This window comes from Bacteroidales bacterium (assembly GCA_035647615.1).
Classification (GTDB): domain Bacteria; phylum Bacteroidota; class Bacteroidia; order Bacteroidales; family 4484-276; genus SABY01.
The window spans coordinates 61,509-73,380 of record DASRND010000004.1; the positions used below are offsets into that span (position 1 = coordinate 61,509).

An 11,872-nucleotide genomic window follows, 5' to 3' on the forward strand; every position below is an offset into this window, starting at 1 on the left:
TTGAAAGGGAAATTCTGTTTTCTTAAATTCATTTATCCGTCACTTTCCTCCTTCTCCGTCACCATCGCAATAATGGTGCTTCCGGCTTTGGGTTTGGCTTCTGTGTCGGTTGTCATAACGTTGAGTTCTTTGCTGTCGTTGATTACAAACATGGGGATGGCGCTCTCGCCATATTTGGTGACAAAATCTTTATAGGTAAAATCTTTGGTAATTTTAGTGCTTTTGATAACGGCGCCGGCAAAGAATAGCTTGCGCAGATGGGCAAAGTTGATGCCTTCGCCAAACAGAAAGCGTCCGCGCAGGTGTTTGGGTGAGAAATCCTGTTCTTTGCCTTTCTCCGTTTTTACGGGGAGGAGCTGATAAAGCTCGTGGCTATCGAAGATGCTGTTGAAGAGAACTACCGAGAGGGAGTTGACCTCGTCGTTGGAGGTGAGGGCAAAGAGTTTGCCGATGCCGCCTAGGGGGATATCTTCCACCACATTTTCGCTCAATACACTGCCATTAACGGTGGTTATTCCAGCCAGTTGCGCCTTAGCGATGTCGGAGCGGTTGGTGTCGACTACCACCACTTTAAAACCTTCCTCTTTGATGGCCTTGGCAATCTCGAGCGCCCAGGTGTGGGCGCCTACAAACAGGATTCCCTGCGAGTCGCTTTCGGCAACTTTGAGCCAGCGTGCCACGGATTTAGAGGTAAGGCCATAAATAACTACCGTGACCACAATTACCGAAAAAGTAACCGGTACTATGGCATCTCCGTTTTCCATGCCCGTCTCATTAGCAATGCGCAGTGCAAAGACACTCGACACGGCAGCAGCCACGATTCCTCGCGGAGCCATCCACGATAAAAACAGCTTTTCGCGTATCGAGAGTCCGCTGCCTATCGACGACATAAATACCGACAGTGGTCGCGCCACCAAAATCAATATTGCCAAAAACCACGCTATGTTGATCGAAAGACCCTGGAAGTCGCCCAGGTTTAATCGCGCGGAGAGCAAAATAAACAAGATCGAAATGATGAGTACCCGCAGGTTTTCTTTAAATTCCAGGATGCTTTTCACCGAAATGTACTTTTGGTTGGCCATCACGATGCCCATCAGGGTGGCCGCAAACAATCCCGATCCGGATTGAATCAAATCGCTCGACAGGTATGCAGCTACTACAAAAGAGAGTGATACGGTGACCTGCAGGAAGTCGGGCACCCAATATTTGCGGATGAGCAGCACCAGCAGCCAGGCAAAGGCAAAGCCAGTGAGGCATCCAAAGAATATCGTTTTCCCCAGGCTAATCAATATCTCGATGGTAGCTTCCTGAAAAGGATTTACGCCCATGGCCGGACTTACGTTAATGGTAATGGCTTCGAACACCAACACGGCAAGCAGCGCACCGATTGGATCTATCACAATGCCTTCCCATTTCAGGATGTCGTTGACGCGCTCGTTGGGACGGATGTGGCGGAGCAGCGGACCTATCACCGTGGGGCCGGTCACCACCAGGATAGCTCCCAAAAGGATGGAAATCTGAGGGCTTAGATCCAGCAAGTAATAGGCTGCAGCAGCTGTTATTACCCAGGTTACCATCATGCCAACGGTTATCAGACCCACCACCACGCCGCCAATCTCGCGCAGCTCCTTAAGGTTGAGCGTTAGCCCGCCTTCGAACAGGATGATGGCAACAGCCAGCGAAACAAAGGGTAACAGCAAATCGCCCATCAGTAAATCGGGTTGCAGAAAACCCGTAACGGGTCCTGCCACAAAGCCCAAAATCAACAGGAAGAGGATGCTGGGAAACTTAAGTCGCCACGCCAGCCATTGCGCGCCGATGCCCAGAATTATCAGGCTGGCCAGACTTATCATTACCTGTTCCGACATATCGTATTTTTTTAGTTGATAATTAAATCAATGCAATCGCTGCCGCATTGTTTTCGCTTAAAAAAAAGATTCCAAAAATAGGTATTTTTTTTGGCGGTGGTCGTCGGAGTGTGGGAAGATTTTTAAAGGGAATGAAACGGATTGTCGGTTAGTCTTGCTCGGGCCTACGCCACCTTGCGATAGCGCCACACGGCCAACGTGAGCGTAATTATCCCAAAGATGGTCAGAGCCACAACCGGCTGTAGGATGTCCGTCAGCCCTGAGCCTTTGAGCATCACCATGCGGATGATGCGGATGAAATATGCCAGCGGGTTGATGATGTTGATGGCTTGCGCCCACTCCGGCATGCTTTCGATGGCCGTAAAAAAGCCGCTCATCAGGATAAAGACAACCATTAGAAACCAGGTGAGAAACATCGACTGCTGCATGGTGTCGGAAATGGTGGAGATGATGAGTCCCAGACCGAGAATGGCCAGCATAAATAGGGAGGCTACGCCAAAGATCAGCCAGAGACTTCCAATGATGGGAAGATCGAAAACCAGCCGCGCAAAGAGCAGCCCGAAAGCCAGCTCAAACATAGCGATGATCCAAAAAGGGAGCAGTTTGCCGGCAATGAACTGGTACTTTCGGATAGGCGTGACGTTGAGTTGCTCGATGGTGCCGCTTTCTTTTTCGCGCACCACATTCATCCCCGAAAGGAAAAAACCGACAATGGTCACCAGTAGCACCAGGATGCCCGGCACCATGTAGGTTTTGTAGTCGAGCCCCGGGTTGTACCAATAGGAATAGGTAACGTCGATGGGCATCACGGGGCGTCGTCCGATGAGTGAGGTCACCAGTGCCAGGTTGTAATCTTTGAGGATGGCGCTGGTGTAAGCGTTTATCAGTCCCGCCGAACTGCTGTTGATGGCGTTAATGACCAATCCTACCTCCGCCTTCTTTTCGTTTTTTAAATCTTTTTCAAAATTCATCGGTATTTCGATAATCAGATCGGCCAGGCCTTTTTGCACCAGCTCCTCTGCCTGCTGATAGCTTTCGGTGTAATTGCGGATGGTGTAAAATGAGGAGCCCTCAAACTTGCGGATCATTTCACGCGAACTCACCGAACGATCCTGATCCACCACCACCGTGTTGATGTTTTTGAGGTCAAAAGTAGTGGCGTATGCCAGAATGAGCAGTTGCACCAGCGGCATCACAAAGATGATGGGCAGCATCGTCCGGTTGCGGAAAATCTGGATAAATTCTTTTTGCAGCAAAAAAATGATCGTTCTCATCCCGAATCGTTAATCGTTAATTGTTCATCGTTCATCGTTATCTGTTAATTGTTAATCGTAACCCCGAACCCGAACCCGCAACCCGAACCCGCAACTCGTGACACGCAACTCGCAACTCGCAACCCGCAACCCGCAACTCGCAACCCGCATCCCGTCAATCCAATCGTATTTTAAACTTTTTAATACTTAAAACAATAAACACGGCGATCATCGCTATTATAATCAGTGTTTCTTTCCACAGGATGCCGATGCCAACCGCCTTGAGCATCACTCCGCGGATGATGATGATAAACCATTTGGCCGGAATCACATTGGCGAACCATTGCAACGGCAACGGCATATTTTCGAGCGGGAAAATGAATCCCGACAGCATGATCGTTGGCAGCAAAAGCGCCACCATCGAGAACATCATCGCTACCTGCTGGCTGTTCACCAGCGAGGAGATGAGGATGCCCAGCGACAAAGCCAAAATGACATAGAGGATGCTGTAAAACATCAGCAACACCAGGCTGCCGCGGATGGGCACGTCAAAAACGAAATATCCCATGAGCAGAACGACGATGGCGATTGCCAATGCGATGAGTACGTAGGGAATCACCTTGCCCAGGATGATCTGCACCGGGCGCAGCGGCGAAACCAGCAAAACTTCCATGGTGCCCATTTCTTTTTCGCGCGCTATGCTGATGGAAGTCATCATGGCGCCGATGAGTAGCAACAGTATGGTGATGATGCCCGGTACAAACATCATCACACTTTCCATCCGGCCATTATAAAGCATTTTTACCTGCGGCGTAATTTCTACGGGCAGTTGCCTGTCGGCAAGAAGTTCTTTTTGAAAGCTGGCGACGATACCGCTGAGGTAGCTGGTGAGAATGCGCGCAGCGTTGGGGTCGGAAGCATCTGCAAGCACCTGAATCTGCGCATTGCCTTCGGTTTCAGCTTTTCGGGCAAAGTCGTTTTCAAAAATGATTACCTGACGAACTTTTCCGCTTCTGAAAGCCTGCTCTATTTCTGATTCGCTGCGCAGGTCGAGCGCCAGGCGGAAATATCCCGACGAGGTGATTTTGTGGGTGAGCTGTCGCGTGAGTTCGTCGTGCGACTTGTCGAGGATGGCGATGTCGGCATTGTGGATGTCGTTGGTGAGGGCATAGCCAAAGAGCAAAAGCTGGATTATCGGCATGCCAAAAAGGATCAGCACCGTGCGGTAGTCACGGAAGATGTGATAAAACTCTTTGCGGACAAATCCTCTGAACTGTTTCATGACAATGCCAAAAGTAGATAAAAACAAGGACGAGTTGCGCGTTACGGGTTGCGCGTTGCGGGTTGCACGTTACGGTTTGCGCGTTGCGCGTCACGATTAACAATTAACAACAAACAACAAACAACAAAATTCTAAAGCGCTCCCTCCAGGCTTTTTTCCAACTTGCGTGCAAAGCCATCGAATTCGTCGAAAGTCATCTCTTTGTAAAAAATAGCGCCATGGGTTGCTCTTACTTTTGGGTTGCTGTTTTTATAAAAATAACTCTTACCCAGAATCATTTGAATTTTTTTGAATTGATCGGTCCATATTTTTTGGGACATCTCATTGAAAGGCCCGTTGTGTTCGTAGCTTGGAAACGAAGCATTTACCTGGCTGATATAACAATTCTTGAACGAATGATCCAGCACCGCCATGGAGTTGAGCGAAACCAGTGAAAATACATTGGCATCGGCGGGATGGAATTTATACCAAACATTTCGGTAGCCAATAATCTTTAGCTCCGAAATATCCTTTTCTTCTTTCCACAACCGCAGGGCTTCGGCAATAGCTTGCAATACCTTGTAGTGTGTGTCGGGACCAGAACCTTCGGGGTCGAAAGCCAGACTGACTTTGGTTGGATTTATCTTGCGGAGCATTTCCAAAACAGGCTCCACATCACGCTGTTGCTCGGGTTGTTCGGTGAATAAATCGCCCGAATAAAAACCCAGCCGCATGTGCTCGATGTCTTTTACCTGAACTCCATAATGTGCCCACACCAGCTCCTCTTCGAATTCGCGGAGCATCCCTTTTAGCCTTTGGATGTGTGGTGGATTTTTCTCGCCATCGTAGCTTTTTTGGATAAGCTCAATGTTCGATATGATCGTTTCTTTCAGGTCATCAATCGAATTAATATCATAGATTTCGACCAACGAACGGGTAATTCGATGGCACAGCCCGCGCAATTTACCGTTATCATCATGGCTTGCTACCTTGTTCAGATAATGGCTTACGTCTTTGTCCCATTTGTATTTATATCCTGAATCAAAAAAGTCAGGATATTCGATCATCTGAATTTCTCCATTGTTGATGAATTGCAGGGTATGACCGAGCAACTCCTCCATCATGCGATTGGTTACGGCCGTAAATCCACTGGTAAGAATGGAAAAGTGAAACGTATTGCTAATTTCGCGTAAATGCCTGGTGATGACCGGGAATATTCCCAGCATGATGTCGTCGTGATGCGGACCGGTGTGCAAATATCTCTGGTGTCGCTCTGGTTCAAGCCCTTTTTCGATTTTCTTTTTCGTCGATTCTATTACATCGGAAACAACGTCGATCGACAAATTGGGGATGAGCGCACAGTACTTGTCGTCTTTCAGGTCGTCGAGGGTGAGGTTGCGGGCATATTTATCAATGCGCAGACAAAGGTCGAAAATAGCTCTTTCGGTTTTCTCAAAAGGCCATTCTCCTGTTTTATAATAAATATCCTTGCTGTCGGTGAGTTGTGATGCGGCTCCTTCAGTAATATAAAAACGTGCGTTTTTTTGACGCTGCAAAACAGTGGCAGGATAGAGATTGTCCGGTTTATTTTCGAGGGCGTTTTTCACAATCTCTGCTTTGGCCTCGCCGGCTGCAAAAATGATTGAAACGCCGTCAGGGTTGTAAGTAATGGTATTCAGTCCGATTGTAATCACGAGGCGGTTGCGCGAAACCTCAATTCCTCCGAGGTCGCCGGCTGAGGCAGCCTGGGTCTCAAAATTTGTTTCGGTAAGCCGTGTGCTCGAATTGTGATCGCTGCCACGCGTATTAAAAGCTATGTGGCCGTCGGGGCCGATGCCGCCCAAAAAGAAGCCGATGCCTCCCAGCGCTTTTATTTTTTCTTCGTAACGTGTACACCAGGTGTCGATCTTGTAAATGGATGCCCGCTGCAACTCTTCAAGCTTTGACCGGGGCGCTCTGTTGCGGAGGCTCAGGTCTATTTCGTTGTTGGGAAAAACCTCCGTAAAATGTTTTCCTTCGGCCAGCTCAATTTCATCGGTGTTAATCAGGAGCGCCTTTTTTGGGTCAAGCCCAAAATCTTCCATGTAATAATGCTGCACATAATTATAAAAACTGTTGTGTTGGCGTGGATTTATGGGATAAAACTCGTCGATATGGACAAAGTGCAGATTTTTCATTTCCGGTTTCTTATGCAAAATCAGCCCATTTTCGACCATTAGTTTTTGCGTATCAGGCCGATGAAAAGTGTTTAGCAGATGTTTTGTCCATTTCATAAAGTGCTCGGGAGTTTTGCCTGTAGGCAGGCTGATCACGCCATTCGGGTTTTCGCTCACCCACTCCAGAAACCGCAATGCTGTTAAAAATCCCAGTGACGGAAAATTTGGAACAACGATGTAGGGTATGTAGGTGGAGCAAATTTCCCTTTCTGATTTTAGAAAAAAACTTTGTTCTACTCCGAAATCATTAACGCGAACCTCTTCTGACTTGTCTTTTAGCATTTTGCCAATGTTTATTTTTATTTGCGATTCCTTTAAGCCACTCTAACTACCTTTTCTTCTGATTCAACTTATTGCGTTTAGCTTTCCGCAAAAGTAGATGTTTTCAAAATGATCATGTTTTTGTGTGCTTTTGTAGGTGCAGATAGGCTATTTTTGCCGGCTTAACTCGATTTTATGTTTTAAAAAAATAGAACTTATGGCCGCTAAGATACTGCTCGTAATGTTTTATGTTTTGTCGCCGGCGCTTATCCTGCATCTTAGTCACAGGTACCGTTTCGTGAACCGGCTTGGCGCGGTGGTGGTTGCTTATGTTGTTGGTATCGTGGTGGGCAACATCGGCCTGATTCCCGAAAGTAGCCGGCCAGTGCAGGATATGCTTACCACACTCACCATCCCATTGGCGCTCCCGTTGCTACTTTTCTCAACCAACATACGGCAATGGTTTTCGCTGGCAGCTACCACAGCGCTCTCGATGGTTATAGGGCTTGTGAGTATGCTGACGATGGTACTGCTTGGGTTTTTCATCTTTAGCGGCCACGGCATGACCGATCTTTGGAAAATAGGTGGGATGCTCGTGGGTGTTTATTCGGGAGGAACGCCCAACCTGGCTGCCCTTAAGATTATGCTCCAAATCCCCGACGACATTTATCTGCTTACCCACACCTACGACATGATCCTCTCGGCCGTTTATTTCCTTTTTCTAATCAGCATTGGGCAACGTTTTTTTAGGCTTTTTTTGCCAGCATTTCATTTCACAAAACTACATGGTCAGATGCAACTGCGCGATTTGGATGGTGAAAATCCATACACGCAACTGCTGAGTCGGAGCAACCGCTGGCCATTGCTCAGGGCGTTGGGGCTTTCGGTGCTGATCTTTGCAGTGAGCGGTGGCATCTCATTGCTGGTACCGGCCAACAGCCAGATGGTGGTGGTTATTTTGCTCATCACTACGCTGGGAATAGGCGCTTCACTTGTGCCGGCGGTAAACAATACGCCCAAGACTTTTGAGCTGGGGATGTATTTTATTCTGGTTTTTAGTGTGGTGGTGGCCTCGCTGGTGGATGTAACCACGCTTGGCGGCAAAACGCCCACGCTGTTTGCGTATTTGGCGTTGGTAATTTTCGGTTCGCTGGCATTGCACATTATTCTGGCGCGCCTGCTCCACATCGACGCCGACACAGTGATTGTTACCTCCACGGCTTTGATATGCAGCCCGCCATTTGTTCCGGTGGTAGCTGGTGCTTTGCGCAATCGCGAAATAGTTGTGTCGGGACTTACCGTAGGAATCGTTGGTTACGCCATTGGCAACTATCTGGGCTATTTGGTGGCGGTGCTGTTGCGGAGTCTTTGAAATTCCAAATGTGTGTAATTCTATATCCTCTAAAACAGGAAACCGTTAATTTCGGATCATAATCGAAAATAAACGTAATAATTTCCGATTACATACCAAAATTACCTACTTTTGTCAGTCATTACCTATTATTATGATTGAACGAAAACTTGAGAAGATCATTCTGGATCGTATGTTTCAGAACAAAGCGATCATCGTTTTGGGAGCACGACAAACCGGCAAAACGACTTTGCTCCGGCAAATCACTGGGAAATTAAATCAGCCGGTTTTGTGGCTGGATGCCGATGAGCCTTTTGTGCGTTCGCAACTTACCAATGTAAATATTCCTGATCTGAAACTGCTGATTGGAAACAACAAAATAGTCGTCGTTGATGAAGCGCAACAGGTCAGAAATGTTGGACAAACATTAAAGCTGATAACAGACCACATAAGCGATGTCCAGCTTTTGGTAAGTGGTTCATCTTCCCTGGAGATTACTGCGCAAACCAGCGAGCCCTTAACGGGGCGTAAATTTGAATTTTTTCTTTATCCGCTTTCTTTTCAGGAGATGCTTGAGCATCATGGATGGCTCGAAGAAAAAAAGTTGCTCGATCAGCGACTCGTTTACGGGTCATATCCTGATATTGCTGCTACAAAAGGCAACCCCGGCGAGTTGCTGAGCTTACTTGCCGGCAGCTATCTTTACAAAGACATTTTTAAGTTTAAGGATCTGCGACGGCCGGAATTATTGGAAGCATTGCTGCAGGCGCTGGCTTTACAGATGGGATCGCAGGTTTCGTATAATGAACTCGGCAAGTCGATAGGTGCAGATTCAGAAACCGTGCAACGCTATATTGATTTGCTCGAAAAGACTTTCGTCATCTTTCGGTTGCGATCGTTTAGCCGGAATATTAGAAATGAATTAAAAAAGAGCAGGAAGGTCTATTTTTATGACAATGGCATCCGCAATGCTCTGATCAACAATTACAGCCCGATAGAAATGCGGAGCGATAAAGGTGCTTTGTGGGAAAATTACCTGGTTAACGAACGGTTAAAGTTTCTCACCTACAGCCGTATTTCTGTCAACCGCTATTTCTGGAGAACTCAGCAGCAACAGGAAATCGATTATATCGAAGAGCGCGATGGCTTACTCCATGCTTACGAATTTAAATGGAAGGCAAAACCGGGTTTACGCGTGCCACCAGTCTTTTCTAAAGCTTATCCCGAACATACTTTCAGAACCGTTAGTCCTGGCGATTTCGATTCTTTTTTAACACAAATTTGATGTTAAATTAAACAATCCTTTACCCCTGTGCTGATCATATTGCCCACTGGAACTATGCTGTAAAAATGTTTCTATAGTGCTTTCTCACTCCTCATTTCTCATCTCTCACAATTGCTGCCTACTACTAAAAAAACCACCCGCCAAGCCTTGTGGCCTGACGGGTGGAATCATTATGAAAACATTCTTTCCAGGCTATTTCACCAGCGTAAGTTTTTTGGTGATTACAGTTTCGCCTGCTTTAAATTGTACGAAATACATTCCGTTTTGAAGTGCGGACATATTTACCGAAATCTTGTGTGCTCCTGCTTCTATCACGCCATCATTGAGTTTCATCACCAGCATGCCGATGCTGTTGTAAATTTCGGCGGTGACATGGGTGGTTTGGCTTAGGCCAAAAGCGATGGTAGCAGTTCCGGTAACGGGATTAGGATAAATACGCATGGCAGTAGCCTGTGGATTATCACCTATTCCAACACATTCGTCAACCATGACTTGCCGCTCGGCAAAGTTTTCACAGCCGTGTGCGTCGCTGTAGGTATAGGTTACGATGTGGGTTCCTATGCCAGCCACAGCTGGGTCGAACCAGCCATTGGCAACGCCTGTGCCTGAATAAACACCACCGGCGGGCATTCCCTGATTGAGTTCAAAAGCAGGATAATACACGCACTGGTCGCCGAGTTCCTGGAGTGTAACCTCTGGCAATTCATACACAGTAATGTAATTAGGAGCATTGAAGGTGTTGTTGTGGGTGCCATCGGAAACGGTGAGCGAAACGTCGAAAGTTCCTGCGTTGGTGTAGCTAACAGTTGGGTTCTGTTGTGTGGAGGTGGCTGGTGTGCCGCCTTCAAAAGTCCAGTTCCAGGAGGTTACTGTGCCGTACGACATGTCGGTGTAATCAACACTGAACATTTGGCAACCACTGGTGGCGCTGCTGGAAAATGCAGCTGCTACTCCTTCGGCCAAAGCCGTAAACTGTGTTTCATCAACATAAGCAAAGCTGCCACCACTCTTGATGGTAACTAACACGCCATTTACATAAGAGCGCAAAGAATAATAAGTCGCCAGTCCGTCGCCACCTGAGTCGTAAACGAAAAATTGATAGCAGCCGGGCGTAGTAAAGAAAACGGTGTCTTTGATATACTGGTAAGCTTGTGTGTAAGGTCCACCTGATCCAAGCACGTCACCATTGGGGCCTAAGCATTCCCAGGAGGTGTGCATTGGATTGGCATCCGTTTTCAGCAACAGTGCAACATAGTCGGTGCACACATCAGTAGCTGTGGTTTGGATAATGATGGCGTCGTTATCCGGGTTCATGTCGGGTTGGTTGTTGGGATCAGATAAAAATACGTGGATGGTATTTTCGGGCTGTGCAGCAAAGCTGATCTCAGGAATGTCCACTTCAATTCCTTGAGGGAAAACTAGTTCGCCAGTCCAGGGATGTGTGTAAAGCAACGTGCCGTTGATTTCGAAGTTGATATTAACGGATGTGAGTACCTCGGCGCCTTTGTTTTTCAATTTCACCGTGGGAGTTATTTCACCGTTACATATTTTGTCGGGGATGTTCATTACACCGGCAAGCTCTGCATCGAGCGCATAATCAGGAATAGCCATGGATTTGAGGTCGGCCTGCAGAATCTCCTTGCTGGAGTCGTCCTGCACAAAAGCAATGAGTTCGCAGTTTTCGGATGCCCAGGCGCTCGACATCACAAAGTCAAGCTCGACAGTTTGCACATCGCCCGAAGAAAAATCAAGCGTCACTCCGTTTGCATTTGGTACCATCAATCGGTTTACAGAATTAACATCCGGCCCCAGTCCCCAGTTGATGTCGAGGTTCGATTCAGTAACCGTTACGCGCAGTTTCAGATTGGTGCCGCTGTAGGGGGCTACTTTTGTAATTACTGCAGTAGCATGGTAATTATTACCGGTGAGATGTTCAAATTGCAGATCAACCGTAAAGTTGCTCAACACCGCGTTGCGCTGGTTTATTTTGGCAAGAAAGGTAGCATAGAGGCTGCTGCCGCCGCCACCTACATGGGTGATAATACCGTCGAATTTGGTAGTGGGATAGCCACTGATAGCATAGTACGAATTACGTGCATTGCTGTACATATTGGCGAGTGAGTCGCCATTGTGGTTTTCAATTACAGCCACATTGTGGCCGTTGTTTCTCAGGTCGTCAGCTCCTAGTGCTGCGCCTGGACAGTAAGGTCACCAAAATCCGGTGCCGGCTTCTACCACAACATATTGGCGGGGAACCTGCTGTGATACGGCCATCAGCATCAGAAAAAGGCCTACAAAAGTGAATAATAGTTTTTTCATCTTGATAAAAATTAGTTTAAATGAATATTAAAAACGCATTTTTTAAACCCGGCAAACT

The 11,872-nt window shown here is 47.3% G+C and carries 7 protein-coding genes; 2 read left to right on the top strand and 5 right to left on the bottom strand.

Annotated features, from left to right (window positions below; all coding sequences use genetic code 11):
• Positions 1 to 32: 32 nt before the first annotated feature.
• The 4 genes from VFC92_02070 to VFC92_02085 form a co-directional block, all read right to left on the bottom strand.
• Complete coding sequence (locus VFC92_02070) at positions 33 to 1,868, bottom strand: cation:proton antiporter (GenBank protein ID HZK06962.1); 1,836 nt, start codon at positions 1,866 to 1,868, stop codon at positions 33 to 35.
• Between the two features lie 164 nt (positions 1,869 to 2,032).
• Positions 2,033 to 3,142: an ABC transporter permease gene (locus VFC92_02075; protein HZK06963.1), complete on the bottom strand. Its 1,110-nt coding sequence runs from the start codon at positions 3,140 to 3,142 to the stop codon at positions 2,033 to 2,035.
• A gap of 154 nt (positions 3,143 to 3,296) precedes the next feature.
• On the bottom strand, positions 3,297 to 4,403 hold the full coding sequence (locus VFC92_02080) for an ABC transporter permease (protein ID HZK06964.1): 1,107 nt from the start codon (positions 4,401 to 4,403) through the stop codon (positions 3,297 to 3,299).
• Between the two features lie 131 nt (positions 4,404 to 4,534).
• Positions 4,535 to 6,880, bottom strand: coding sequence for a hypothetical protein (locus tag VFC92_02085; protein ID HZK06965.1), 2,346 nt, complete (start codon positions 6,878 to 6,880; stop codon positions 4,535 to 4,537).
• Between the two features lie 196 nt (positions 6,881 to 7,076).
• On the opposite strand from VFC92_02085, the gene VFC92_02090 reads away from it, so the two are divergent.
• Positions 7,077 to 8,231 carry a DUF819 family protein gene (locus VFC92_02090; protein HZK06966.1) on the top strand — a complete coding sequence of 385 codons (1,155 nt, stop codon included), beginning with the start codon at positions 7,077 to 7,079 and terminating at the stop codon, positions 8,229 to 8,231.
• 133 nt (positions 8,232 to 8,364) lie between these two features.
• A complete protein-coding gene (locus VFC92_02095) occupies positions 8,365 to 9,495 on the top strand; it encodes an ATP-binding protein (GenBank protein HZK06967.1) in 1,131 nt (376 codons plus the stop codon).
• Between the two features lie 192 nt (positions 9,496 to 9,687).
• On the opposite strand, the gene VFC92_02100 is transcribed toward VFC92_02095, so the two are convergent.
• Positions 9,688 to 11,646 carry a T9SS type A sorting domain-containing protein gene (locus VFC92_02100; protein ID HZK06968.1) on the bottom strand — a complete coding sequence of 653 codons (1,959 nt, stop codon included), beginning with the start codon at positions 11,644 to 11,646 and terminating at the stop codon, positions 9,688 to 9,690.
• Positions 11,647 to 11,872: the final 226 nt, after the last annotated feature.

Coding starts and splice junctions, on each gene's coding strand:
- VFC92_02075 (HZK06963.1), bottom strand. CDS start 3,142: ATGAGAACGATCATTTTTTTGCTGCAAAAAGAATTTATCCAGATTTTC.
- VFC92_02090 (HZK06966.1), top strand. CDS start 7,077: ATGGCCGCTAAGATACTGCTCGTAATGTTTTATGTTTTGTCGCCGGCG.
- VFC92_02080 (HZK06964.1), bottom strand. CDS start 4,403: ATGAAACAGTTCAGAGGATTTGTCCGCAAAGAGTTTTATCACATCTTC.
- VFC92_02095 (HZK06967.1), top strand. CDS start 8,365: ATGATTGAACGAAAACTTGAGAAGATCATTCTGGATCGTATGTTTCAG.
- VFC92_02085 (HZK06965.1), bottom strand. CDS start 6,880: ATGCTAAAAGACAAGTCAGAAGAGGTTCGCGTTAATGATTTCGGAGTA.
- VFC92_02070 (HZK06962.1), bottom strand. CDS start 1,868: ATGTCGGAACAGGTAATGATAAGTCTGGCCAGCCTGATAATTCTGGGC.